Consider the following 24746-nt stretch of genomic DNA (forward strand, 5'->3'; position numbering starts at 1 on the left):
AGCCGACACGAAGGTCTCTACGGTGCATACCGAAGTAAATCCCGAGAGTCCCTTCGGCGGGCCTTCGGTACCGAAGCGCCGCGCCGCCGGGTTACTGGGTCGAGACGGCGAACTCGACACGATCACCGGCCTGTGCCGCGCCGCCCGGCAGGGCCGCGCCGTCAGCGCGGTGGTGGTCGGCGAGTTCGGGATGGGCAAGTCGTCGATGCTCACCGCGGCCGGCGAGCTCGCCGAAGCGGCCGGATTCACCGTCGCGATCGCCACCGCGTCCCGGCTGGAAACCCACCTGACCGGAGGTGTCGGCCGTCAGCTGGTCGAAGGGCTCACCCACGCGCCCGCCGAACCCGGATCGCCGCGGCCGCGCACGCCGCACGCGACCGAGATCCTGCCGGATCACCCGCCCCGGACCGAGCGGGAACAGACGGAGGCGCTCGACGCCTTCTTCCACACCGTCCGCCACGCCGCCGAACAGGGACCGGTCTTCCTCGGCATCGACAACATCCACCTCGCCGACCCATGGTCGATGCGCTGTCTCGCCTACATCCGGCACCGGGTCGAGCAGTTGCCGGTGCTGGTCGTGCTGACCTCGTTGATCGGGCACTTGCAGACCGGCGAGGTCGCCCTGCTGGAGATGTCCGGCTGCACCCCGGCGACGATCCGGCTGCGCGGGCTCGGGACCCGGCACGTCGCCGAGTTCCTCCGGGTCTCCGCCGGGCGGTTCGCCGAGGAATGCCGCGAGGTCACCGGCGGCAACCCGTTCCTGCTCGGCGCGCTGCGCCGACGCCTGGTCCCGGGGATGGACGTGGCCGCGGCGGGGTCGGCGATGATCGGCGAGGTGCTGCGGGTCCGCGTGCACGAGTACACCGCCGCGCCGAAAGTGCTCGAAGCCGTCGCGATCCTCGGTGAGGACGCGAGTTTCGACCTGCTGGCACAACTGGCCAGGGTCGACGAGAGCACGGCGCTGGAGGCCATCGACACGCTGGTGCGCGTACACCTGCTGACCAACAGCCACCGGCCGTCGCTGACGTACCGGTTCGTCCGCAACTCGGTGCTCGCCGACATGCCGCTCACCACCAGGGCCGTCACGCAGGCACGGGCGGCGCGGCTCCTGCACGACGCGGGTGCCGCGCCGGAACGGGTCGGCGTCCATCTCCTGGAGGCGACCGCGATCAGGATCCCGTGGGCGGTCGACGTCCTGCGGCTGGCCGCGCGGCATTCGGTGGTCGAGGGCGACCCCGAGTTGTCCGTCCGGTTCCTCTCGCGCGCGCTCGAAGAACGGCTCAGCGAACGCAAGCGGATGGCGATCCTGCTCCAGCTCGCGCACGCGGAATTCCACTGCGACCAGGATTCGGCGCCGGCCAGGGTGCGCGAGGCCATCGACCATATCGACGACCGGGAAACCGCGGCCTTCGTCGCGACGGCCATGATCCTTTCGCTGTGCTGCGGCCCGGACGCGCGGCTGGCGATCAACTCCGCCGGCCAGTTCGCCGCGCGGCTCGACGCGGGCGGGCGCGACGCCGTCTGGCCGCTGCTGTGCATGACCTATCTCGCCGAAGCCGGCAGCAGGCTCGGGCCACCGCCGGACTTCCGCGACTTCGAACAGCAGTGGGCGCCGCTGAACGATCCCGCCGCGCAACAGAGCCGATCCGGTCTGCTCGCGCTCGACACGGTGCGCGACGGGAAGTCGTCGGCGAACGCCGTCCGGCATTTCGGGGAGGCGTTGTCCGGAGAGCAGCCCGAACTGTTCGAACAGCCGTATTTCTTCACGCTCGCGACGGCCGCGCTCGCCGACGAACCCGCGCTCACCGACAAGCTCTGCCAGGTGCTCGACACCAAACGCCTGCCGTGGGACTTCCACGTGCCGAAAGGCGCCCTCGCCACCCTCGCCCGCGGGATCGCCCTGCAGGCGGGCGGCGACCTGGTGCGCGCGAGCGTCCACTTCGAATCGCTGGTGCGCCAGTTCGACGAACGCGGGGTCACCAGCCGATGCCCGATCGCGGTGCTCTGCGCGGCGAGACTGATCGAGGTCTCGGTCGACCTCGGCCGCCACGACGCCGCGAAAACCCTGCTGGACCGGATCGATTTCGGGGCCACACAAGCACTTTTCACGCACAACTACCTGCTCTACGCCCGCGGCAGGCTCCGTGCGGCCACCGGTGAACCGGAGCTCGGCTACGAAGACCTGCGTGGCTGCGGCCGTCGTCTGGAGCACCACGGCATGCGCTTCCCCGGCTTCGCCCCTTGGCGGGCGCACGCCGCCCGCACCGCGCTGGCGCTCGGCCGCACCGACGCGGCGGCCCGGCTCGCCGAGGAGGATCTCGAGGCCGCGGAACGCTGGGGAGCGCCGAGGATCCTCGGCGCCGCGCTGACCACGGCCGGCCTCGTCCGCGAGGACGAAGAGGGCGAACGCCTGCTCACCAGGGCCGTCGACGTCCTCGGCGGGTCGACCGCGAAACACGCGCTGGCCGAGGCGCTGACCGAACTCGGCGTACTGCAGGCCCGGCACGGGCAGGCCGAGAAGGCGGTCGGCACGCTGCGGATGGCCGCGCGGTCGAGCAAGCACTGCGGGGCACGGCCGCTCGCGAGACGGGCCGCCGAGGCGCTGCGGGACGCGCGGACGAGTCTCGCCACGGCGAAGGACAACGAACACGGTCTCACCAAACAGGAGTACCGCGTCGCGCTGATGGCGTCACAAGGTCTCACCAACCGGGAGATCGCCGAAGCACTGCACCTGACCCGCCGCACCGTCGAACTGCATTTGTCCGGCGCCTACCGGAAACTGGGGATCACCGGGCGCACCGAATTGGGTTCCGCGCTCGGGCGGTCCCAGCGCGTGGACGCCGATTGACGGTTTCCGGGGGCAGCGGGTTCACTCCGCCGCATGCCGGAAATCGCATCCGAACCTCTCAAATTCGCCTATTGGGTCCCCAATGTGAGCGGCGGTCTGGTCACCAGCGACATCGAGCAGCGCACCGACTGGGGATACGAGTACAACCGGGATCTCGCCGTCCTCGCGGAGAACAGCGGCTTCGAATACGCGCTGAGCCAGGTCCGCTACACGGCCAGCTACGGTGCCGCCTACCAGCACGAATCGACCGGTTTCAGCCTCGCGCTGCTGCTCGCGACACAGCGGCTGAAGGTGATCGCGGCCGTCCACCCCGGCCTGTGGCATCCCGGCGTGCTCGCGAAGTTCGTCGCGAGCGCGGACGTGATCTCCGGCGGGCGCGCGGCGGTCAACGTGGTCAGCGGCTGGTTCAAGGACGAATTCACGAACCTCGGCGAACCGTGGCTGGAACACGACGAACGGTACCGTCGCTCGGAAGAATTCATTCGCGTGCTGAAGGAACTCTGGACGAACGACCACGCCGAATTCACCGGCGATTTCTATCGGATCCACGATTTCGACATCAAGCCCAAACCGGTCGGGCGGCCGCATCCGGAGATCTTCCAGGGCGGCAACTCCACCGCGGCGAGGAAGCTCGCGGGCCGGGTCTCCGACTGGTACTTCAGCAACGGCAAGGACTTCGACGGGTTCAGCGAGCAGGTCGAGGAGGTCCGCGGCTACGCGGCCGCGAACGACCACGCCGTCCGCTTCGGGCTCAACGGCTTCGTGATCGCGCGGGAGACCGAGAGCGAGGCGAAAGCCGTGCTGCGCGAGATCGTCGAGAAGGCGAACACCGAGGCCGTCGAGGGCTTCCGCGGCGCCGTCAAGCAGGCGGGAAGCTCCACATCGGACAAGAAGGGGATGTGGGCCGACTCGGAGTTCAAGGATCTGGTGCAGTACAACGACGGTTTCCGCACCGGGCTCATCGGCACGCCGGAGCAGATCGCGGACCGGGCCATCGAGTACAAGAAACGCGGGGCGAACCTGCTTTTGCTCGGCTTCCTGCACTACCTGGAGGACGTCGAGCACTTCGGGAAGCACGTGCTGCCCGTCATCCGGGAGAAGGAGGCGGCCCTCGACCGCGTTTAGTCCTCTGGATGCGGTGGACCGCATCCAGAGGACTAAACGCGGGGGTCAGGGGACGTAGACGGTCTGGCCCGGGTGCATGGTCGGGCCGCAGTCCTTGAGCGGGCCGCCGAAGCGCGCCTTCTCCACGTCCGGCATGGTCTTCGCGGCGTAGTCCCGCACGGCCTTCAGCTTCTCGGGGCTGGAGACGGCGTCCTTGCGCACGAAGTCGCCGTTGCGCGGCCCGCTGCCCGGGTACACGAAGATCGGCTCGTAGTCGCGGTCGACCCGCGGGTCGACGGTGATGCCGTTGCCCGCGGCCCACGGGCCCCACGAGTGGATGAAGGTCGGCTTGACCTTGTCGAACACGTAGTCGCGCAGCCCCGGCAGGTCGCCCTTCTTGAGGAAGTCCGCGACGTCCGCTTCGACCAGCCCGGCCATGTCGACCAGGTGCAGGCGGCTGGTCATCGACGAGCCGCCGAGGTCCGGCAGCAGCAGCGACGCCTGCTGCAGGCCCAGGATGTCGGCCATGGTGTTGAAGCCGCGGCCGAAGCGGTCGGCGATCAGGCACGCGGGCACCGTCGGGACCTCTTGGAACTTCTTCGACGCCGACGCGAAGCCCATCCCGGACGGGATCGCGGCCGCCACCAGCACGAGCACCACGACGATCCGCAGCACCGCCCGCGAACGACGCATCAGTTCACCAGCGGCCAGCGTCCCAGCCAGCACGGAGAGGATCCAGATCGGGGTGGCGAACCGGTGCTGGCCCATCCAGTCCGGGACCATCACGCCGTACGCGATGATGCCCAGCGCCAGCGGCACCAGCAGCGCGATCAGCGCGCGCCGCCATTCCGCGCGGACCAGCGCGTACCCGATGGTCAGCGCCAGCAGGATCGTGCCGGCGACACCGGCGTAGCCGACCAGCTCGAACGGCTGCTTCAGCGCCGAAAGGCCGGGCAAGCCCTGCCCCTTCGCGATGGACGGGTTCGCCAGCAGCCTGCCGAACTCCGCGATCCGCCAGGCGAGGTACGCCCCGAACGGGATCGCGAACGCGACCACGGACACCACGACGAGTTTGACGCTCTGCCCCAGCAGCGGCTTCCGCAGCTGGAACAGGACGACGAGCGGGTACGCGCCGCCGTAGATCAGGCCTTCGGGGCGGGTCAGCGCGGCGAACGCGACCAGGATCCCGGACCAGACGGCGACCTTCGCGGTGAGCAGGGTGTCCTTGCGCACGGCCACGAACAGCAGCACGGCGAGCCAGGCGACGGCCATCCCGAACAGCGAGTTCTCCAGGCCGGAGATCGTCCAGATGACGAAGGACGGGATCGCGGCCAGCGTCAGCCCGACGACCAGCGTCGCCAGCCACGCGAAGCGCGCGAAGATCTGCTTCGCCGCGATGTGGCAGGCGGCCAGCGTCCCGGCGGTGAACAGGAGCCCCAGCAGCTTCGGGAACAGCACGTAGTCGGGAAGGCCGAACAGCATGCCGCTGTCGAAGACGCCGACGAGCTTGCCGAGCACCAACGCCACCAGCCACGTCGAGTTCGACCAGCCCTCGACCGACGGCTGCCCTTGCTGCAGCACCGGTCCGAGGCCGTCGGCGAAGCTGCGAGCGTAGGAGAAGGTGATGGCCGCGTCGTCGACGATCCAGTGGCCGTAGAGGGTGGCGTGCCAGGCGACGGCCGCGACCCCGGCGAGCACCGCCAGGTACGGCGCGACACGGGCGGCCAGGCCACGACGGGCCGGCGTCTCCGCCGGGTCGGGCACGTCTTGTTCGGAAGCTTCGCTGAGTGCGCTCGCCGTCATGTCCCCGTCTTTGCCTTTTCGCTCACGTGCCGTCGCCCGAAACTGTAGCCAATACCCCATCGGGCGCCCGCGACACGTCATATCCAGGCGTGATCCGCGCCACAGTCTCCTGATCAGGAGAGATGCGAAATGTCGTTCACCAAACGGACCGAGGCGTTGCCGTCCGGGTAGAACTCGACGATCGACAGCGAGGCCAGGTCCAGGTGCAGCCGGAACAGCAGCGACGGCCCGGCGTCGAGGCCCATCCGCAGCAGCGCCTTGATCGGCGTGACATGGCTGACCAGCACCAGCGTCCGGCCGCCGTACTTCGCGATCAGCTCGTCGCGGGCCTTGCGGACCCGCCGGTGGACGCCGTCGAAGCTCTCCCCGCCCGGCGCCGCGATCGAGGTGTCGGAAAGCCAGCTGGTCTGGAATTCGGGGTCGCGGTCCATGGCCTCTTTGAAGGTGAGGCCCTCCCAGTCGCCGAAATCGGTCTCGATCAGCCCGGGGTGGGTCTCGACCCGGCCGCCGAGCGCGTCCGCGATCGCCTGCGCGGTCTGCTGGGTGCGGATCAGCGGCGAGGCGATGATCGGGGCGACCTCGCCGTCGACGACCAGGCCCTCCATCGCGCCGAGACGTTTCGCGGCGGCGGCCGCCTGCTGCTTGCCGTGCTCGGTGAGGGGCACGTCGCCGCGACCGGAGTACCGCTTCTCGACCGACATCGCCGTCTGGCCGTGCCGCACGAGGAGCAGTTTGGTCGGCGTGCCGGTCGCGCCGGTCCAGCCGACGGGGCTGACCCTGTCCTGCTTCACGGTCTTCTTCGGCGCTTCCGCCTGCTTCCCGGCGTCCATCGCTTCGTTCGCGAGCCCGTCCGCGTGGGAGTTCTCCGCGCGCGGGATCCACTCGTAGCGCACGCGCGAGAACCGCGCCGCCAGCTCCTTGGCCTCGGCGTTCAGCGGCTGCATCGACGGGTGCTTGACCTTCCAGCGCCCGGACATCTGCTCCACCACGAGCTTCGAGTCCATCCGGACGTCCACTGTGGACGCTCCGAGCTCGGCGGCCGCGGCGAGCCCGGCGATCAAGCCGCCGTACTCGGCGACGTTGTTGGTCGCGATGCCGACGTAGGCCTTGCGCTCGGCGAGCACCTCGCCGGTGGCCGCGTCCTTCACGACCGCGCCGTACCCGGCGGGCCCCGGGTTGCCCCGCGAACCGCCGTCGGCCTCGACGAGCACGTGGTCGGTCACAGGCCGGACTCCGGCGTGCGCACCAGGATGGCGCCGCAGTTCTCGCACTGGATGACGTTGTCCTCCGGGGCCGCCTTGATCTCGGCGATCTCGCGGCGGTCGATGTCGAGCTGGCAGGCGCCGCAACGGCGAGCCCGCAGCAGCGCCGCGCCGATGCCCTTGTGCGCGCGGACCCGCTCGTAGAGCTTCAGCAGGTCTTCGGGGAAGCGCGGCAGGAGCTTGGCGCGGTCTTCGTCGCGGCGTGCCTTCGTGGTGTCGAGATCGGTGAAGTGCTCGTCGCGGCGCCCGACGGCTTCGGCGACCTCGCCCTCGGCCTTCGCGACCTCGGCGCTGGTGCGCTGGGCATCGAGTTCGAGCGCCTCACGGCGTTCCATCAGCTCCAGCAGGTCGTCCTCCAGCGCGGACTGACGACGGCTGAGGCTGTTCAGCTCGTGCTCGATGTCGGTCATCTGCTTCGCCGCGACGGAACCGGATTCGAGGAGTTTGCGGTCGCGGTCTCCGCGAGCGCGCACCGACTCGATCTCCTTCTCCTGGCGGGCGATCTCGCGGTCGAGGTCGGACGCCGCCGTCTGGACCGAGACCAGCGCGTCACGTCGTTCGCGCACCGTCTTCTCGCCCGCGTCGATCTCGGCGATCTCCGGCAGGGTGCGGCGACGGTGGGCGGTACGCGCGAGTTCGGCGTCCACCTTCGCGAGTTCGAGCAGCTGACGCTGGACGGCGGGGTCGGCCTTCACGGTGCTCCTTGGAGTTCTTAGTGCTCGGTTCGGGTGGCCCGTAGCGTCCACGGGTCGGTGCACCGCGTGGAGACGTGAACGTCGACGTTACCCGCAAACGCGGCACGGACGACGTCCGAGGCTTGCTCGCACCACGGCCACTCGCTCGCCCAGTGCGTGACGCCGACCAGGGCGGGGACTTCGGCGATGTCGGCGAGGTGCTCGCCGGCGGGATGATGCCGGAGATCGGCGGTGACGTACGCGTCGACCCCGGCGGCGGTGGCCCGCTTGAGATAGCTGTCGCCGGAACCGCCGGAAACGGCGACGCGGCGGATCGGCCGGGCCGGATCGCCCGCGCCGTAGACGCCGGGCTCCGTACGGGGCAAGGCGTTCGCGACGCGTTCGACGAAGGCGGAGAACGGTTCGGGCGCGGGCAGCTCGCCGATGCGGCCGATGCCGGTGACCCCGTCTTCGCGCGGGTCGAGCGGGCCGAGAACGGTCAGGCCGATAGCGTCGGCGAGCGCGTCGGAGACGCCGGGGGACGCGGAATCGGCGTTGGTGTGCGCGCAGTAGAGGGCGACGCCCGCGCGGATCAGGCGGTGCACGAGGCGCCCCTTCGTGCTGTCCGCCGGCACGCCGTGGACTCCGCGCAGCAGCAGCGGATGGTGCGCGACGATCAGCTGCGCGCCGCCGGCGATCGCCTCGTCGACGGTCTCGTCGACCGGGTCGACACAGAACAGGACCTTGTCCACGTCCTCGGCCGGGTCGCCACAGACGAGCCCGACGGCGTCCCACGATTCGGCGAGTTCGGGCGGATACGCCTGCTCCAGGGCGGCGATGACTTCGGCTAGCGCGGGCACCCGAGGATTTTCGCATGTAGCGTTTCCGGGCATGCGACTTCGGGTGCTCTGTGCCGCTTCGCTGCTTCTCGTAGCGCTACCTGCGCCCGCGTCGGCGTCTCCGGGCCTCTGGGAACTGACCGACCTGGCCGCTCAGCGCGTGCAGATTGCCGACAAGGTCGCGGCCGCGAAGTTCGGCACGCCGTCGCCGATCGACGACCCGGTGCGCGAACAGCAGATCCTCGACTCGGTCGCCGCGAAGGCGCCCGGCCTCGGTCTCGATCCGGCCGGGGTGGTGCGGTTCTTCCGCGACCAGATCGAGGCGAACAAGGCCGTGCAGCGCGGCCTGTACGCGCGATGGACCGAGCACCCCGGCACGCGGCCGCCCGGACGACCCGATCTGGGGACCGAGGTGCGGCCGGTGATCGACCGGCTCAACGCCGGGCTGCTCGCCGAACTCGCGGAGACCCGGGACGCGCGGGCGCGGCGGTCGTGCGACGTGCGGCTCGCGGTCACGGTGCGGCTGACCGACGCGCGGCGCGGGCTGGACCGGCTGCACTCCGGGGCGCTTTCGGAGGCCGTGCGATCGGCCTGTTCACGCCCCTGACCTGCGGATGGGGAGCAAGGGACCTTTGCTACCACCCCGGCTCAGTCCAGGGCCTTCGCATCCTTGCTGATCGCCCAGCGGCCGGCCGCGCGCATCACGCGCCCCGTCCACAGCACAGCGCGATAGGCCTTCGTCGTCTGGTCGGGGATGTCGGGCCGGACGACCTGGTACGGCGCGACGGACGCGCTCGACCGCAGGTGCAGCGGCATCCTGGTCATCGCCTCTTTCGGCGATCTCGCCTGGACGAAGTGGTGCTCCGACAGGATCCGCCCGACCTCGTAGGGGTGCGGAAGCTTGACGGTGATGCGGTACCAGCGGAGCCCGGTTGCCGGCGACTCGACGCTGGGTGTTGGTGCGCTCATACGCGACCTTCCTGCGTGTTTCCCTCCAGGAGGTCTACTCCCGCTTCGTCCCGGCTTTCCAGCTTCGCGCGCCCGGTAGCCGTTCGGAGCCGGTGAGCGGTCGATCTCCACCGGCCTTCACACTGATCAGGTGCTGCACATCGTCTTCGTCTGTTCCGGCAACATCTGCCGCTCCCCGATGGCCGAGCTCGTCTTCCGCGCGAAGGCCGAGGAGGCGGGTCTCGATCACCTCGTGCAGGTGTCCAGCGCGGGCACCGGCGGCTGGCACGTGGGCGAGGCCGCGGACAAGCGGGCCCGCGCGAAGCTGGCCGAACACGGGTATCCGACCGGCCATGTCGCGGCCGAGGTCGACCGCGGGCATCTGGCCGCCGACCTGCTGCTCGCGGCGGACGAAGGGCACCTGTCGTTCCTGAGGCGCAAGGTGTCGGATCCGGCGAAGGTCCGCCTGCTGCGCGAGTTCGATCCGGCCGCGCCCGAGGGCGCCGAGGTCCCGGACCCGTACTACGGCGAAGACGACGGTTTCGAGGACGTCCTCGGCATGATCGAGCGGGCCGTTCCGGGCCTGCTCGACTGGGTGCGCGCACACGCCTGAGGCCGACCGCTTACCGTGGTGGGGTGCGGTTGAAGTTCCTGCTGAAGCCCGGGTGGCTGGCATTGACGTTGGTGGTGTTCACCTTCGCCATCACTTGCTTCACCCTGCTGGCGCCGTGGCAGTTCTCCCGCAACACCGAACGCGAGCACCAGAACGCGGCGCTCCGGGAGTCGTTCTCCGGGCAGCCGCGCTCGCTGGAGGAACTGCTCCCCAACGGAGCCGTGCCTGATCAGCGCACCGAATGGCACCTGGTCGCGATGAAGGGCACGTACCTGCCCGAGGGTGAGGTCGTGGCCCGTCTGCGCTCCGTACAGGGCGAAGCGGCCTTCGAGGTCCTGACGCCGTTCCGGACCGTCGAGGGCACGGTCGTGCTGGTCGACCGCGGGTACGTCCGGCTCGACGACAAATCGCGCGCGCTCCCCTTCGCCCCGCCTCCCGCCGGAACGGTCGACATCGTCACGCGGGCACGTCACGACGAGAAGGACGGGAAGAACCGCGACGCCTTCGCCGACGAGTCGACCGGCGGGAAGCTGCAGAGCTACGTCGTGGATTCGCAGGTCGTCGCGCGGGCCGCGAAGCTGGACATCCGGCCGGGTTACTTCCAGCTCGACGTGAATCAGCCCGGCGTGCTGGGCGCGCTGCCGCTGCCGCAGACCGACGCCGGACCGTTCTTCTCCTACGCCCTGCAGTGGATCGCGTTCGGCGCGATGGCGCTGATGGGATGGCTGTACTTCACCGTTCGCGAGCTGAAACCGGGCGGCGCGCTGGCCACGGAGCGGCCACAGCGGCGCAAGAGCGTCGCGGAGATGCTGGCCGAGGACGAGCGCTCCGAAGTGGCCACCTGATTCGACCCGAAAATGGACCTTTCGCAGGTCCATTTCTCGTGTTCCGCTTCGGGCATGCTGATTCACCCGTGGGACGCCGCCCACGACGACGCCGAATGGCGGGCCTGGCTCTCGGCGCACGACTTCGGCCAGCTGATCGCCGGCGGCGCGGGCCGTGACCTGCCGATCGTCAACCCGGTGCACTTCGTCTACGACGGCGACCGGACGGTCCTGCTGCACCTCGCGCGCCCGAACCCGGTCTGGCCGCTGCTGGAGGAACACCCGCGCGCGCTGCTCGCGGTGATCGACGACCACACCTACATCCGCTCCGGCTGGAACACCCCGGCCGACCCGCCGCACGGGGTGCCGACGTCGTACTACTCGTCTGTCCAGCTCGAATGCGACGTCCGGCTGATCGACGACGCCGCGGAGAAGGCCGCGCTCCTGGACCGGCAGCTCGCGCATTTCGAGCCCGGTTCGGACAGGCGGGGGGTGAGCTCGACCGAGGCGCCCGACAAGCGGCTGCTCCCCGGCATCCGCGGGATCGAACTGACCGTGACCGGGGTGCGGGCGAAGTTCAAGTTCGGCGGGAACAAGGAGCCGGCCGACCGGTCACGGATCGACGCGGAGCTCGCGCGGCGCGACGGGCCGATGGACGCGCGGGCGCGGGCGCAGCTGGCGCGGCGGGAGCGGTAGCAAAGGTCCCTTGCTCCCTTTTCGCAGGTCAGCGGGCCAGGTGGTAGCAAAGGTCCCTTGCTCCCCTGCCCGTCACGCCGCCAGGATTACCCACGGCACCGTGTGGATTTTGGGACGTCAGATGTCCCAAAATCCACACGGTGCCCCCGGCGACAGCAAAGGTCCCTTTCTCCCCCGCCGCCGGGAATCCGCAGGTCAGCGCCGTCGCCGCAGCCCGACGAGACCGGCCAGCACCACCGAGCTGATCGCGCCCAGCCATCCGACCACCCGCGAGAGCTCCACGGCCCGCGTCACGTGCCCCGCGTCCGGGTTGCGCCCGATGCCGAGCACCGGCAGTTCCTCGACCCCGTGCGGGTACACCGTCCGCCCGCCGACCCGGATCTCCAGCGCCCCGGCGAAAGCGGCCTCGACGCGACCGGCGTTCGGGCTCGGGTGCGCGGTGGTGTCCCGCCGCCACGCCCGCCACGCGCCGCCCGCCGAGCCGCCGACGACCGGGGCGGCGAGCACGGTCAGCCCGGCCGCGACACGCGTGGGCACGAGGTGGACGATTTCATCCAGCCGGGCGACGAGCCACCGGTACCGCTCGGGGCGCCCGCGGCCGATGCCGCGCAGCAGGCTGATCGCACGCGAGCCGAGCAGGCCGGGGACACCGGCCAGCGCTCCCCACACCAGCGGCGCGATGACGACGTCCGCGGTGTTCTCGGCGAGGGTTTCCACCGAAGCACGCGAGAGGCCGATGACGCCGAGGTCGTCGGCGACCCGCGGGTCCAGTGTGGACAGTGTGCCGCGCGCGGTCTCGAGTTCGCCTTCTTCGAGGTCCCGGGCCAGTGAGGTGCCGTGCGCAGCCAGTCCGGCGGCGCCGAGGACGGCCCAGGTGGTCACCGCGGTCGTGGTCGCCTGGAGGACGGGACTGCGCCGCCCCGCCCGCTCGGCCAGCACGCCCGCCAGCACGGCGGAGCCCGCGAGGCCGCCGGTCCACAGGACACCGGCCGCCGGGTGTTTCGACCGGACCTTCGCGTCCACCGCCGAAGCCGCCCTGGCGAACGCCGTCACCGGCCGCCGCGACCGAGGGTCCCCGATCGCCCCGTCCGCGGCCACCCCCAACACCAAGCCGATCGCGCGTGCCGCGCTCACCGTCGCCCCCTGCATGCAGTATCCCTCGAAGACCTGCAGAGATTACTCGAAGATCATCCGTCCAGAAGGACGGCCATCTCGTCACGCGCCTGGATGACGATGTCCCGCATCGCGCGTTCGGCCCGGTCGGGGTCACCGGCGTCGACGGCCACCGCGACCTCGACGTGCAGGGCGACGGCTTCGGGCTGCGGCTCCTCCGGCATCAGCCCGTGCCCGGTGCGCCCGGCGAGCACTTCGGCGACGACCGCCGAAAGCTGGGCGAACATCGGATTCCGCGACGAGGACAGCAGCAGATCGTGGAAAGCGACGTCGTGTCCGAGGAAGGTGTCGAGGTCACGCCGGTGCGCCGTCTCCTCAAGCCGCTTCGCCAAAGCCCGGAGACGGCCGCCCTCCTCCGGCGTCGCCCGCAGCGCGGCGTACCGGGCGGCGCACGGCTCCACGCCGGAACGCAGTTCGGTCAGGGTGCGCAGCGCGGTCTTCCGCTCGGAGCCGTCGAGTTGCCAGCGGAGCAGTCTCGGGTCGTAATGGTTCCACTCGCTCGGCTCGCGCACGATCACCCCGACCCGGCGTTTGCTGCTGGTCAGGCACATCGTTTCGAGGACGCGCACCACCTCGCGCGCGACCGTGCGCGAGGCGCCGAACCGCTCTTGGAGCTCCTCCGAGCGCAGTACGGAACCCGGCGGGAGCTCCCCGTTCGCGATCGCGGAGCCGAGCGCGTCGAGCACTTCGGCATGCCTGTCGTTGCCCACCAGGGAACTCTAACGTTCTGACTCGATTAAGTAGTACTTGATGTTGCTTAAGTAGTACTTTTGAGCTGTACTCGTCCCGGCTACAACGACGTGGGAGGTACGGATGACCGTCATCGTGGTGATGGGTGTTTCCGGCTCGGGCAAGACGACCGTGGGCACGGCACTCGCCGAACGCCTCGGCGTCGACTACGCCGAAGCGGACACGTTCCATCCGAAGGCGAACATCGACAAGATGAGCTCCGGCCACCCGCTGAACGACGAAGACCGGCAACCCTGGCTCGAAGCCATCGCCACCTGGATCCGGGACCATCAGTGCTCCGGCGGCGTCGTCACGTCTTCCGCGCTCAAGTATCGCTACCGCGACATCCTGCGCAGCGGCGGGAAAGTCTGGTTCCTGCACCTCCACGGCGACCGCGACCTGCTCGCCGATCGGATGAAGACCCGCTCCGGCCACTTCATGCCGGTGTCCCTTTTGGACTCCCAGCTCGCCGACCTCGAACCGCTCCGGCCGGACGAGCACGGCCTCGTCGCCGACATCGCGAAGAAGCCGGAAGAGATCGTCGAAACCGCCCTTTCCGTTTTCAAGGACCGCTGATGACCACCACCCTCGCCGCCGCCTGGACCGGACACGACACCCGCCTCATCGGCGCGACGGTGCTCGCCATCGCCGTGATCGTCGTCCTGATCACCAAGGCGAAGCAGCATCCGTTCCTGGCCCTCATCCTCGGCTCCGGCGTGCTCGGGCTCGTCGGCGGCATGCCGGTGGACAAGCTGATCAAGAGCTTCAGTTCCGGCGTCGGTTCCACCGTCGCGTCGGTCGGCGTGCTGATCGCGCTCGGCGCGATGCTCGGCAAGCTGCTCGCCGATTCCGGCGGCGCCGACCAGATCGTCGACACCATCCTGCGCCGCGCGGGCGACCGCGCCCTGCCCTGGGCGATGGCGCTGGTCGCCGCGCTGATCGGGCTGCCGATGTTCTTCGAGATCGGCCTGGTCATGCTCATCCCGGTGATCCTGCTGGTCGCCAAGCGCACCGGGAAACCGTTGCTGATGCTGGGAATCCCCGCGCTCGCCGGGCTTTCGGTGCTGCACGGCCTCGTCCCGCCGCACCCCGGCCCGCTCGCCGCCGCGGGCGCGCTGAACGCGAACGTCGGCCTCACCCTGGCCTTCGGCCTGCTCGTCGCGATCCCGACGGTGATCATCGCCGGACCGCTATTCGGCAGGCTGGCCGCGAAGATGGTCCCGGACGCCGTCGCGCCGGAGCGCCTCATCCCGGAATCGTCCTCTTCGGACGGACGGCGGCCGGGCTTCCTCGCGACGCTGTCCACCGTGCTGCTGCCCGTCGTGCTGATGATGGGCAAGGCGCTCGCGGACATCCTGCTGGCGAAGGAGAACCACCTCCGCCGCGTACTCGACTTCATCGGCGACCCGCTGGTGGCGCTGCTCGCCGCGGTCCTGCTCGGCATGCTCACCCTGGGCAAGTCGGCAGGCTTCACCCGGGACAAGCTGTCGTCCACGCTGGCCGATTCGCTGCCGCCGATCGCCGGCATCCTGCTCATCGTCGGCGCGGGCGGCGGGTTCAAGCAGACCCTGGTCGACGCCGGGGTCGGCAACGTCATCACCAGCCTGGCCACCGGCGCGAACCTGTCGCCGCTGCTCCTCGGCTGGCTGGTCGCGGTCGCGATCCGGCTCGCCACCGGCTCCGCGACGGTCGCCACCGTATCCGCCGCGGGCATCGTGGCGCCGCTCGCGGCGACCATGGATCCGTCGCACAGCGCGCTGCTGGTGCTGGCGATCGGCGCGGGTTCGCTGTTCTTCTCCCACGTCAACGACGCCGGATTCTGGCTGGTCAAGGAATACTTCGGACTTTCGGTCGGGCAGACGCTGAAGAGCTGGTCGATCATGGAGACGGTGATCTCGGTGGTCGCGATCGCGCTGATCCTGCCGCTCGGTGCCTTGTTGTAGCTCCGGCTTGACACGTGACCTTTTAGTCACCTATTCTTCCGATGTGCCCGACGACGACCTGGTTTTCAAGGCCCTGGCGGATCCGACTCGCCGGTTCCTGCTCGACCAGCTGTTCGCGCGTGACGGCCGCACGCTGACCGAGCTCGAGTCCGAAGTGGACATGAGCCGGTTCGGCGTGATGAAGCACTTGAAGCTGCTGGAAGAAGCCGGACTTGTCGTCACGCGCAAGGAGGGCCGGGAGAAGAAGCATTTCCTCAACCCGGTGCCGATCCGGCAGATCCACGACAGGTGGATCGACAAGTTCACGGAGCGCAACGTGACCGCGTTGCTCGACCTCAAAGCCGAACTCGAGACCGAGGAGCCCTCATGACCGACACCCAGGTCTACCGCGTGTACATCAAGGCCACCCCGGAGAAGATCTGGGACGCGATCACGAAGCCCGAGTGGTCGCGGAAGTACGGCTACACCGGCCTGGTCGACTTCGACCTGCGGCCGGGCGGCAAGCACGTCACCCATCCGACGCCGGAGTACGTCGAAGCGGGCTTCACCAACGATTTGGTCGACGGCGAGGTCCTGGAGGTCGACCCACCTCGCAAACTGGTCATCACCTGGAAGCTCCTGATGGACCCGTCCTTCGACAAGGAGCCGTACACCAAGCTCACCTACGAGATCGAAGAGACGAAGACCGCGGGCACCCGGCTGACCGTCACCCACGACGTCACCGACGCGCCCACGACGGCCGCCCTGGTCAACGGCTCGCAGGAGGACGTCAACGCCGGGCCGGGCGAGAACGCCGGCGGTGGCTGGGCCTGGATCCTGTCGGACCTCAAGACGCTGCTGGAGACGGACGAGCCGCTCGTCCCCGCCGCCTCCTGAGCGCGTGAAGGCCCCCTTCCCTCGGCTGAGCCGAGGGAAGGGGGCCTTCACGCGCCATCTAGACCCGTTTGGTCGCGGCCTTGAGAGAGGCTTTCGCGGCGGTGGAAGCACCGATCGTGTCCAGCCCGAACAGCGCCGCACCGACCACCGGGGCCACGTCGACCACCTGGATCGAAGCCTGCGGAGCCACTTTCAGGCACCGCCGTTCGATCTCCGCGATCACCTGCGCGCCGACCCCGGTCAGCACTCCCCCGCCGAGGATGACTTCGGGCGCCTCCTCGGTGAGTTCGAGCCGCCGCAGGATGACCGAGACCAGCAGGGCGACCTCTTCGACGAACCGGTCGACCACGTCCTGCGCCACCTCGTCGCCGTCCGCCGCGACGGCGAACAGCAGCGGGCACAGGCCGTGGATCGAATCGGAGTGCAGATCCTGGAAATGCAGGCGCTGCACCACGTCCAGCACCGAGGACGCCTCGAAGTGCGCGGTGACGGCCGCCTGCAGAGCCGTACTCGGACCGCGGCCGTCCTCGGCGCGCACGGCCCACCACAGGGCCTCCTCGCCGAGCCGGTAGCCGCCGCCCCAGTCACCGGAGATCTTGCCCAGCGCGGGAAACCGGTGCTCACGGCCGTCGGCGCTGACGCCGGCGCCGTTGATCCCGGCGCCGCACACCACCGCCACGCCCGTCCCGTCGGAACTGCCCGCGCGCAGCAGCGCGAGCGTGTCGTTGCCGACGATCAGCGTGTCGCTCCAGCCGCGTGCCGCCAGCGCGGCGTGCAGGATCGCTTCCTCCCGCGGGAAATCCAGCCCCGCGAGATAGGCCGACGTATGTGTCGCGAAAGGACGTTCGTCGGGAAGCCCTGCCCCGCGAAGGGCTTCCAGGACCAGCTTCTCCAACGCCTGGACGCTGCCGTCGACCCCGATGTTCTGCGGGGACGCGCCCGGTCCTCGCGACTGCCCGAGCACCCGTCCGTCCCGCGAGACGATCAGGACGTCGGTCTTGCTGTTGCCGCCGTCGATCGCGACGACGACGTCCTGTGAGCCGGCCGTCATGCCCCCGCCCACGGCAGGAACTCACGGTTGATCTTCACCAGCGAGTCGGCGAGCTGATCGGCCTTCGTGTACTGGCCGACGAGCGGATGCGCGAGCAACGCGTCGGCCACGCGGTCCCGGCCGCCCTTGATCGCCGCCTCCAGCGCGAGATGTTCGTACGCGGTCACCCCGGCGATGAGCCCGGCGAACCGCTGCTCCACCGGCGGCTGCGCGATCGGGCGCGGGCCATTTCCGTCCACAAGGGACGGAACCTCGATGACGGCGTCGTCCGGCAGGAAGTCGAAAGTGCCTTCGTTGCGGACGTTGACCACATGCTCTTCGGCCGGCCCGCCCGAGGTGAGCGCGTGCACGAGTTGCACCGCGGCCTCGGAATAGTAGGCACCGCCCCGCTTTTCCAGCTGCTCCGGTTTGGTCACCACCTCCGGGTCGAGGTACACCTTGAGCAGTTCCTCCTCGACGTCGCTCACGACGTCCGCGCGCGGCCGCTCGGTGCGCTGCTTGGCGACCTGCTCGTCGTGCCCGTAGTAGTACTTCAGGTAGTACGACGGCACGACGTTCATCCGCCGCATCCATTCCACCGGCGCGGTGACGTGCTCGCCGAGGAATTCCGCGTGCTCCGCCAGCAGTTCCGGCAGGCGGTCCTCACCGTTGACGAGCACCTTCCGTTCCCAGCTCAGGTGGTTCAGTCCGGTGTGGACGAGTTTGACCTCGTCGATCCCGGCGCCGAGCAGATGCGCGAACGTGCGCTGGAGGTGGATCGCGACGTTGCAGAGGCCGACGGCGCGGTGGCCCTCGTTCAGCAGCGCGCGCGTGACGATGCCGACGGGGTTGGTGAAGTTGACGATCCACGTGTCGTCCCCGGCGATCTTCCGCACCCGGTCGGCGATGTCGAGCACCACCGGCACGGTGCGCAGCGCCTTCGCGAGGCCGCCCGCGCCCGTGGTCTCCTGCCCGACACAGCCGCAGGCGTGCGGGAACGTCTCGTCCCCGCGGCGGGCGCGCTGCCCGCCGACCCGCAGCTGGATCAGCACCGCCGACGCACCGTCGACGCCCTCTTCGAGGCTCGACGTGGTGCGCACCCGCGCCGGATGCCCGGCGTGGCTCAGCAACCGGTTGCTGAAGTCCCCGACCGCCTCCACCCGGTACGCGTCCGGATCGATCAGCACGATCTCGTCGACGTCCAAAGTGGACCGACGTCCGGCGATCCCGTCGATCAGCTCGGGCGTGTAAGTGGACCCACCACCGACGACTGCCAGTTTCATCCCTTGACCCCTGTGAATGTGATGCCCTTGACGAAGGACTTCTGCGCGAACACGAACAGCACGATCACCGGCAGCATGATCAGCGCGGTGGCCGCCATGGTGAGGTTCCATTCCACGTGGTGCATACCGCGGAACGACGCGATCGCCAGCGAAAGCGGCCAGTTGTCGCGGGTCTCACCGGTGTAGAGCAGCGGACCGAAATAGTCGTTCCAGGTGAACAGGAAGCAGAACATCGCGGTGGCCGCGATACCCGGCTTCGCCATCGGGATCAGCACCTTGACCATCGCCTGGAACTCGTTGCAGCCGTCGATCTTCGCGGCTTCGAGGTAGTCCTTCGGAATGGTGAGGAAGAACTGCCGCAGCAGGAAGATCGAGAACGCGTCGAAGAAGAAGTACGGCACGATCAGCGGGACCAGGGTCCCGGTGAAACCGAGCCGCACCCACAGGTCGTACAACGGCACGACGGTGACCTGCGGGGGCAGCATCATCGCGGCCATGGTCAGCATGAAGAACAGGTTCTGCCCGCGGAACTTCAGCTTCGAAAGCGCGTACGCCGCCGGGATCGCCGAGACGAGCGCCCCGACGGTGGCCAGCGTCGAATACAGGATGCTGTTGCCGAAATACTGCAGCAGCGGCGCCTTCTCGAACACCTCGATGAAGTTCTCGAAGTGCCATTCCTTCGGCCAGAAGTTCGACGAAAGCGCCTGATCGCTGGACATCACCGCGGTGAGGAACACGAACAGGATGGGCAGCATGAAGATCACGCCCATCGCGATGCCCACGCTGTGCGTCGCGATCCAGTACAGCTTCTTGTCCCATTGGCGCCGCACCCGCACCTTCGGCGGTTCGGACGCCGGGGCGGTGTGCCTGGGCTCGGCCAGTGTGGTCATCCGCCCTCCTCCTGGTGCTGGGTCTTGCGCAGCTGCCGGACCAGGATCCAGGTGAACCCGGCCGACACGATGAACAGCAGGACCGCCATCGCCGCCGCGTAACCCATGTTGAAGTACCGGAATCCCTGGACGTACAGCCAAACCGGATAGGTCAGGGTCGAATTCTGTGGTGCGCCGATGAATCTCGTGTTGCCCGCGACGTCGGCCGCGCCCGCGGCCGCCGATCCCGCGACGATCGCCTGCGTGAAGAACTGCAACGCGAAGATCATCGAGTTGACGATGCCGAACAGCAGCACCGGCGAGATCGACGGGAGCGTGACGTGCCAGAACCGGCGGACCGGTCCGGCGCCGTCGAGTTCGGCGGCCTCGTACTGCTCCTGCGGCACGTCGAGCAGCGCCGCGAGGATGATGATCATCAGCTCGCCCGAACCCCACATCACCAGCAGGGTCAGCGCGGGCTTCGACATCGCCGGGTCGTTGAACCACAGGCCGCCGTCGATGCCGACCGCCCGCAGGAACGCGTTGACCGGGCCGTATTCCGGGTTGAACAGGAACACGAACGCCAGGGTCGCCGCGGCGGGCGGGGCCAGCGAAGGCAGATAGCAGAGCGTCCGCACCAGGCCGACGCCCGATTTCAGCCGCGAGATGATCGACGCCACGCCGAGCGAGAACACGACCCGGCAGAACGTCAGCACGATCACCAGCCACAACGTGTTGTACGCGGCGGTGCCGACCAGCTGTTCGCTGGTGAACATGCGGATGTAGTTGTCGAAGCCGATGAACTCGGGCGCGTTGATCAGGTCGTAGCGGGTGAACGAGTAGTAGACCGTGGCGATCAGCGGGTACCCGAAGAAGATCAGGAAACCGAGCGTCGCCGGTGCGATGAAGTAGAAGACGGTGCGACGGCGGCGCGCTGCGTTCCCCTTCCGCGTCCGGGTGGACGCGGAAGGGGAGGCGACCGCCCTGGAATCCAGGGTCGAAGTCATGCGATCAGCCGCCGGCGCGTTTCTGGGCCAGCTCGTCGTTGATCTGAGCGTCGACCTGCTTGAGCCCCGCGATCATGTCGGGGACGTTGCCCGCCTGCCACTTCTCCGCGAAGTCGTTGACGGCCTTGAGGTGCGCGTCGCCGATCGGGGTCGACGGGTTGGGCATCAGCTTTCCGCCGTTGTACAGATCGAGGAACGTCTTGAACTCCGGCGTGACCTCGAGCTTCGGGTCGCTCAGCGCGGCCTTGGTGCTCGGGACGTTCTTCAGGCCGTTCGACAGCTCGACGAGCGTCGAGGTGTCGAGGGTGACCTGCTTGATCAGTTCCCAAGCCGCGCCGGGGTTCTTGGCGCCCTTGGGGATCGCGATGATCGTGCCCGTGGTGAACGCGCCGCCGTAGCGGTCCGGCTTGCTGTCGAGCACCGGCGGGGCCGCGGTGCCGAACTTGAGCTCCGGCGCCTGGTCCTTGATGAACGCGGTGCGGTACTCGCCGTCGATCATCATCGCGAGCTTGCCGCGCTGGAAACCGTGGTCCGCCGAGTACTCCTCGCCGAGACCGGCCTTGAACTGCTCGACCTTGGCGTGGCCGCCGTAGAAGTCCACGAGCTGCTTCTGGAAGTCGAACATCGCCTTCCACTCGGGGCTGTCGGCGAGGTGCGACTGACCGTCGGGGCCGATGTAGGTGGCGCCGAAGTTCGGGGCCCAGTACTGCGCCATGTTGGCGTAGAACGGCATCGACGGCAGGAAACCGGCGACCTTGATGGAGCCGTCCGCGTTGAACTCGGTCAGTTTCTTGGTGGCCTCGAACAGTTCCGAGGTCGTCTTCGGCGGCGACGTGATGCCCTTCGCCGCGAACATGTCCTTGTTGTAGTAGAAGCCGTAGACGTCCGCGAGCAGCGGCATGGCACAGCGCTTGCCCTGGTATTCGGTGTAGCTGCGGACGGCGTCCGGGATCTGGTTCAGGTCGATCTTGTCGCGGTCGATGTAGGGCTTGAGGTCCTGGAAGCTGCCCGTCGAGCACCACGCGCCGAGGTTGTCGGTGAAGAACGAGATCGCCACGTCCGGCGGGTTGCCGCCGCGGATGGACTGGGTGATCTTGTCGTCGTCCTGCTGGCCTTCGTGCTTGATCTCGATGTTCGGGAATTTCGCCTTGAGCTTGTTGAGCCCGGCGGTGACCACGTTGTACTCGCGGTCGGTGAACTTGCTGTAGACGGTCAGCGTGAGCTTCGCGTCCGCGGCGGGGGCGGCCGCCGCGGCGAGCGTCCCGCCGTTCGGGCCGCTTGCGGCGCCCGAACAGGCGGACACCAGCGCGGCGACGGTGACCGCGCCGAGCACTATCGAGCCGCGCCAACGGCGGCCGCTTCTCCGAACCTGGGTCGTGGAACTCATGACCCTCCTCCTAGTTGGTTGGGGCGGGAGACGGTGGTTCTGTTCGTGATTCCGGGACAGCCACGATCGGGTTCGGCTCTCCCGCCCCGGACCGTCTCGGCCCGAGGAGCGAAGGGGTGTTGACGCCGAAGACGTCCCTGCGCACGGTGGCGAGCGCCGATTGGAGCGCGCCCGCGCGGACCGCGTTGCCCTGCACCGAAGCGACCCCGACGGGGGTGCGGGGCAGGACCAGTTCGTGCAGCCTTTTCGCGACCAGTGCGGCGAATTCGTCGCCACCGGCCCGGCTGGTGTCGCCGGAAAGAAGCACGAGTTCGGGGTCGACGACCGCGATCAGGCTGGCCGCTCCGCCCGCGACACGGCGGGCGAGGTCGTCGAGGAAGGCTTCGTTCCCGCTTTCGCGGGCCTTGGTGACCGCGTCCGCGCCGGTCTCGGCTTCGAAGCCGTGCGCGGCGGCCAGCTCGACGACGGCCGGCGACGCGACGAGGTCACCGAAACGATCTCCTCCGCGCGCCGTTTCCTTCCGCGTGGCAACGGAAACCGGATCGGGGACGCGCATCCAGTCGATCTCGCCGCCACCGCCGGTCGCGCCGCGCAACAGCCGGCGGCCGACCACTACCGCACCGCCGACGCCGTCGCTGAGCCAGATCATCACGAAGTCGTCGAGCCCGACGGCCTGGCCGACCGTCATCTCCACGATCGCGACGAGGTTGACGTCGTTCTCGATGGTGACCTCGACGCCGAGCTCCCGGCTGAGCCTGCCCGGCACGTCGAACCCGAGCCAGCCGGGGATGTGCGGCGCGGAAGAGAGCAGACCGGTGCGCGGATCGAAGGCGCCCTGGGCGCCGATGACGACGTGGCGGAGATCGGTGGCGGCGAGCCCGGCGCTGTTCGCGACGTGGGTGAGCGCCGCGCCGAACGAGCCGACGACGTCCGCGCCCTCGTGGACCGGCAGGGGGACCTGGTACTCGGCGAGCACCGCGCCCGTGACGTCGGAAACGACGAAGTCGGCCTTCTGCGGGGTCAGATCCACGGCCGCGACGTAGGCGACGCCGCCGTTGACCTGCCAGAGCTGCGCCCTCGGGCCGCGGCCTCCGCCACGCACTCCGGCCTTGGTGACGATGTCGTCCTGTTCGAGGCGGGTGAGCAGCTGCGCCGTCGCGGGCTTGGACAGGCCGATCGCGACTTCGAGCTCGGAGCGCGTCAGCGGGCCGTCCCTGAGGAGGACCTCGATGGCCGCGCGATCGTTGATCTCGCGCAGCATTCGCGGACTGCCGGCTCGCACTGGAGTTCACTCCCGACTTCGTTAGGAAACTTTACAGACGGTTTCCGGGGACTGTAGTGAGCCGAGCCACAGCCGTCAACGGGGTCGGGAAACGGGGAGGTAACGCTTGCCGTGTTCCGCACAGCGGGTATACGTACCGGCGCGGAGGGTGGCCATTCGGGCGGACCTGCCTGGCGAGTGGTACGCGCCGAACGACGAAGGGCCGCTCAGGAGGTTCGAAGCCTCCCCAGCGGCCCTTCGGCGACGCGGTGGTGGATCAGAAGTTGGGCTGCACGTACAGGTCGTACACCCAGGGGAACGTGGGCGAGGGGTAGCACATCCACCCGTTCCAGTCCCCGGCGATCTGGCCGTGGTGGCCGGTGATCCCGCAGTCCTCCTGGCTGTACGAACCGAAGTACTCGTAGTCCGAGGCCTGCGCCGCCCCCGCGGTCACGGCGCTGATCGAGGCGAAGGCCGCCACGGCGGCTCCGGCGACGGCGAACCGCCGCAAGGTGTTCTTCATGTTTTCCCCAGTGTCCTAACTCGATGGTCCTGGAAACGGACAGCAGGAGGATAGCGGGCACGGCACCGCCTTGAGGGCGAATCACCAACCTTCGCCGGGGGTTCTTGACTGGTCATTCTTGAATGACTATTCTCAAACCCATGGCCCGACCACGCCAGTTCGACGAGACGACAGCGATCGAAGCCGCGGCGGCGGTCTTCCGGCAGCGGGGATACAACGCGACTTCGGTCGATCACCTCGTCGAGGCGACGGGTGTCCACCGGGGAAGCCTGTACGGCGCGTTCGGCAGCAAGCACGGCTTGTTCGCCCGGGTGCTGGAACACGGCACCGCGGACCGCGACGAGCAACTCGACCTGCTGCTGGTCGCGCTGCTCGAACTCGCGCCCACCGACGAGCGGCTGCGCGCCCGGGCCCGGGCCGTCGCCCAGGACCTCGGGACGACCCCCGACGAGCTGGGACGACGGCTGCTGGCTCGCGCCCGCGTGCAGGACATCGACAACGAAGGAGAAAAGACATGAGCAACAACCGGGTCACCATCAGCGGCGACCGGCTCGTGGTCGAACCCGTGGGGATCGACAAGGTCTGGTCGTTCACCCGGCGGCTCGAATTCCCGCTCGCCCACGTACGCGGCGCGACACACGATCCGGGCATGCGCGACGAGCCGAAGGGCTGGCGCGGGCCGGGTCTCCGGATCCCCGGCAAACTCTCCGGCACGTTTCACGCCGACGGCGACCGGCAGTTCTGGAACGTCTCCGGGTACGACCGCACGGTCGTCATCACCCTCGACGAGGCCGAGGACTTCAACCGGCTCGTGCTCACGGTCGACGATCCCGCCGAGATCGTCACCGCCGTCAACAACGCGATCGCGTGAGTACCCGCTCGAATCCGTGAAGGCCTCCTTGAGGGACTCTGGGTCCCTCAAGGAGGCTCGGAGTCATGGGGTGCTTGCAACACCGTCTGCGGGAAGGGGCGGGGTTGTGCGGGTGTTTCGGTGGTTGCCGCGGTCGGTGCGGGTGGGGTTTTGGGATCAGGTTCGTGCTGGGGTGGCGGCGAA

26 protein-coding genes are annotated in these 24746 nt (G+C 69.0%); 12 read left to right on the plus strand and 14 right to left on the minus strand.

Translation table 11 applies throughout. The features are described 5' to 3' along the window. Positions 1 to 22 precede the first annotated feature (22 nt). Together DMC61_RS39765 and sfnG are read left to right on the plus strand one after the other, a co-directional pair. Entirely contained in the window at positions 23 to 2848 is a 2826-nt protein-coding gene (locus DMC61_RS39765) for a BREX system ATP-binding domain-containing protein (RefSeq protein ID WP_125695583.1), read from the plus strand. 33 nt (positions 2849 to 2881) lie between these two features. Further along, a complete protein-coding gene (gene sfnG, locus DMC61_RS39770; protein WP_125695584.1) occupies positions 2882 to 3973 on the plus strand; it encodes a dimethylsulfone monooxygenase SfnG in 1092 nt (363 codons plus the stop codon). Between the two features lie 45 nt (positions 3974 to 4018). Here sfnG and DMC61_RS39775 read toward each other — a convergent pair whose 3' ends face one another. The 4 genes from DMC61_RS39775 to DMC61_RS39790 form a co-directional block, all read right to left on the minus strand. Further along, on the minus strand, positions 4019 to 5755 hold the full coding sequence (locus DMC61_RS39775; protein ID WP_125695585.1) for a hypothetical protein: 1737 nt from the start codon (positions 5753 to 5755) through the stop codon (positions 4019 to 4021). A 113-nt stretch (positions 5756 to 5868) separates the two neighbouring features. Continuing rightward, a complete protein-coding gene (locus DMC61_RS39780; RefSeq protein ID WP_016331564.1) occupies positions 5869 to 6978 on the minus strand; it encodes a bifunctional RNase H/acid phosphatase in 1110 nt (369 codons plus the stop codon). Then, positions 6975 to 7712, minus strand: a complete 738-nt coding sequence (locus DMC61_RS39785; protein WP_125695586.1) for a zinc ribbon domain-containing protein — start codon at positions 7710 to 7712, stop codon at positions 6975 to 6977. Before DMC61_RS39785 ends, DMC61_RS39780 begins: the two co-directional genes overlap by 4 nt. 17 nt (positions 7713 to 7729) lie before the next feature. After that, positions 7730 to 8551: a Nif3-like dinuclear metal center hexameric protein gene (locus DMC61_RS39790; protein ID WP_125695587.1), complete on the minus strand. Its 822-nt coding sequence runs from the start codon at positions 8549 to 8551 to the stop codon at positions 7730 to 7732. Positions 8552 to 8582: 31 nt separating this feature from the next. Here DMC61_RS39790 and DMC61_RS39795 point away from each other — a divergent pair, with 31 nt between their 5' ends. Continuing rightward, on the plus strand, positions 8583 to 9137 hold the full coding sequence (locus DMC61_RS39795) for a chorismate mutase (RefSeq protein WP_125695588.1): 555 nt from the start codon (positions 8583 to 8585) through the stop codon (positions 9135 to 9137). 41 nt (positions 9138 to 9178) lie between these two features. Here DMC61_RS39795 and DMC61_RS39800 read toward each other — a convergent pair whose 3' ends face one another. Beyond that, positions 9179 to 9499, minus strand: a complete 321-nt coding sequence (locus DMC61_RS39800; RefSeq protein ID WP_125695589.1) for a hypothetical protein — start codon at positions 9497 to 9499, stop codon at positions 9179 to 9181. 130 nt (positions 9500 to 9629) lie between these two features. On the opposite strand from DMC61_RS39800, the gene DMC61_RS39805 reads away from it, so the two are divergent. Genes DMC61_RS39805 through DMC61_RS39815 form a run of 3 tightly spaced genes read left to right on the plus strand, consistent with a single transcriptional unit; the run spans position 9630 to position 11611 of the window. Next, entirely contained in the window at positions 9630 to 10091 is a 462-nt protein-coding gene (locus DMC61_RS39805; protein ID WP_125695590.1) for a low molecular weight protein-tyrosine-phosphatase, read from the plus strand. Positions 10092 to 10114: 23 nt separating this feature from the next. Next, positions 10115 to 10936 carry an SURF1 family protein gene (locus DMC61_RS39810; protein ID WP_125695591.1) on the plus strand — a complete coding sequence of 274 codons (822 nt, stop codon included), beginning with the start codon at positions 10115 to 10117 and terminating at the stop codon, positions 10934 to 10936. Between the two features lie 54 nt (positions 10937 to 10990). Then, positions 10991 to 11611 carry an FMN-binding negative transcriptional regulator gene (locus tag DMC61_RS39815; RefSeq protein WP_125695592.1) on the plus strand — a complete coding sequence of 207 codons (621 nt, stop codon included), beginning with the start codon at positions 10991 to 10993 and terminating at the stop codon, positions 11609 to 11611. Between the two features lie 195 nt (positions 11612 to 11806). On the opposite strand, the gene DMC61_RS39820 is transcribed toward DMC61_RS39815, so the two are convergent. Together DMC61_RS39820 and DMC61_RS39825 are read right to left on the minus strand one after the other, a co-directional pair. After that, on the minus strand, positions 11807 to 12760 hold the full coding sequence (locus DMC61_RS39820) for a CobD/CbiB family cobalamin biosynthesis protein (protein ID WP_199750218.1): 954 nt from the start codon (positions 12758 to 12760) through the stop codon (positions 11807 to 11809). A 38-nt stretch (positions 12761 to 12798) separates the two neighbouring features. Beyond that, complete coding sequence (locus tag DMC61_RS39825; RefSeq protein ID WP_016331555.1) at positions 12799 to 13494, minus strand: FadR/GntR family transcriptional regulator; 696 nt, start codon at positions 13492 to 13494, stop codon at positions 12799 to 12801. A gap of 103 nt (positions 13495 to 13597) precedes the next feature. On the opposite strand from DMC61_RS39825, the gene DMC61_RS39830 reads away from it, so the two are divergent. Genes DMC61_RS39830 through DMC61_RS39845 form a run of 4 tightly spaced genes read left to right on the plus strand, consistent with a single transcriptional unit; the run spans position 13598 to position 16332 of the window. Further along, entirely contained in the window at positions 13598 to 14089 is a 492-nt protein-coding gene (locus DMC61_RS39830; protein ID WP_125695593.1) for a gluconokinase, read from the plus strand. Next, positions 14089 to 15456: a gluconate:H+ symporter gene (locus tag DMC61_RS39835; RefSeq protein ID WP_125695594.1), complete on the plus strand. Its 1368-nt coding sequence runs from the start codon at positions 14089 to 14091 to the stop codon at positions 15454 to 15456. Before DMC61_RS39830 ends, DMC61_RS39835 begins: the two co-directional genes overlap by 1 nt. 43 nt (positions 15457 to 15499) lie before the next feature. Continuing rightward, positions 15500 to 15826, plus strand: a complete 327-nt coding sequence (locus DMC61_RS39840) for a helix-turn-helix transcriptional regulator (protein ID WP_016331552.1) — start codon at positions 15500 to 15502, stop codon at positions 15824 to 15826. Continuing rightward, positions 15823 to 16332, plus strand: coding sequence for an SRPBCC family protein (locus tag DMC61_RS39845; protein ID WP_125695595.1), 510 nt, complete (start codon positions 15823 to 15825; stop codon positions 16330 to 16332). The genes DMC61_RS39840 and DMC61_RS39845 overlap by 4 nt, the downstream gene beginning before the upstream one ends. A 58-nt stretch (positions 16333 to 16390) precedes the next feature. Here the strand turns inward: DMC61_RS39845 and DMC61_RS39850 are convergent, their stop codons facing one another. The 7 genes from DMC61_RS39850 to DMC61_RS39880 form a co-directional block, all read right to left on the minus strand. Next, positions 16391 to 17395 carry an N-acetylglucosamine kinase gene (locus tag DMC61_RS39850; protein WP_199750219.1) on the minus strand — a complete coding sequence of 335 codons (1005 nt, stop codon included), beginning with the start codon at positions 17393 to 17395 and terminating at the stop codon, positions 16391 to 16393. Next, entirely contained in the window at positions 17380 to 18645 is a 1266-nt protein-coding gene (locus tag DMC61_RS39855; RefSeq protein ID WP_063276355.1) for a 6-phospho-beta-glucosidase, read from the minus strand. Before DMC61_RS39855 ends, DMC61_RS39850 begins: the two co-directional genes overlap by 16 nt. Continuing rightward, complete coding sequence (locus DMC61_RS39860; RefSeq protein WP_016331548.1) at positions 18642 to 19535, minus strand: carbohydrate ABC transporter permease; 894 nt, start codon at positions 19533 to 19535, stop codon at positions 18642 to 18644. Before DMC61_RS39860 ends, DMC61_RS39855 begins: the two co-directional genes overlap by 4 nt. Continuing rightward, a complete protein-coding gene (locus DMC61_RS39865) occupies positions 19532 to 20521 on the minus strand; it encodes a carbohydrate ABC transporter permease (protein ID WP_016331547.1) in 990 nt (329 codons plus the stop codon). Before DMC61_RS39865 ends, DMC61_RS39860 begins: the two co-directional genes overlap by 4 nt. 4 nt (positions 20522 to 20525) lie before the next feature. Further along, positions 20526 to 21908 carry an extracellular solute-binding protein gene (locus tag DMC61_RS39870; RefSeq protein ID WP_125695597.1) on the minus strand — a complete coding sequence of 461 codons (1383 nt, stop codon included), beginning with the start codon at positions 21906 to 21908 and terminating at the stop codon, positions 20526 to 20528. Between the two features lie 10 nt (positions 21909 to 21918). After that, positions 21919 to 23169 (minus strand): ROK family transcriptional regulator, encoded by a 1251-nt coding sequence (locus DMC61_RS39875; RefSeq protein ID WP_125695605.1) that lies wholly within the window; start codon positions 23167 to 23169, stop codon positions 21919 to 21921. 277 nt (positions 23170 to 23446) lie between these two features. After that, positions 23447 to 23692, minus strand: a complete 246-nt coding sequence (locus DMC61_RS39880) for a hypothetical protein (RefSeq protein ID WP_016331544.1) — start codon at positions 23690 to 23692, stop codon at positions 23447 to 23449. 140 nt (positions 23693 to 23832) lie between these two features. On the opposite strand from DMC61_RS39880, the gene DMC61_RS39885 reads away from it, so the two are divergent. Next, positions 23833 to 24210 carry a helix-turn-helix domain-containing protein gene (locus tag DMC61_RS39885; RefSeq protein ID WP_125695598.1) on the plus strand — a complete coding sequence of 126 codons (378 nt, stop codon included), beginning with the start codon at positions 23833 to 23835 and terminating at the stop codon, positions 24208 to 24210. Continuing rightward, positions 24207 to 24563 carry a hypothetical protein gene (locus DMC61_RS39890; RefSeq protein ID WP_016331542.1) on the plus strand — a complete coding sequence of 119 codons (357 nt, stop codon included), beginning with the start codon at positions 24207 to 24209 and terminating at the stop codon, positions 24561 to 24563. The genes DMC61_RS39885 and DMC61_RS39890 overlap by 4 nt, the downstream gene beginning before the upstream one ends. Positions 24564 to 24746 lie beyond the last annotated feature (183 nt).

The organism is Amycolatopsis sp. WAC 04169 (genome assembly GCF_003947535.1).
Classification (GTDB): domain Bacteria; phylum Actinomycetota; class Actinomycetes; order Mycobacteriales; family Pseudonocardiaceae; genus Amycolatopsis; species Amycolatopsis keratiniphila.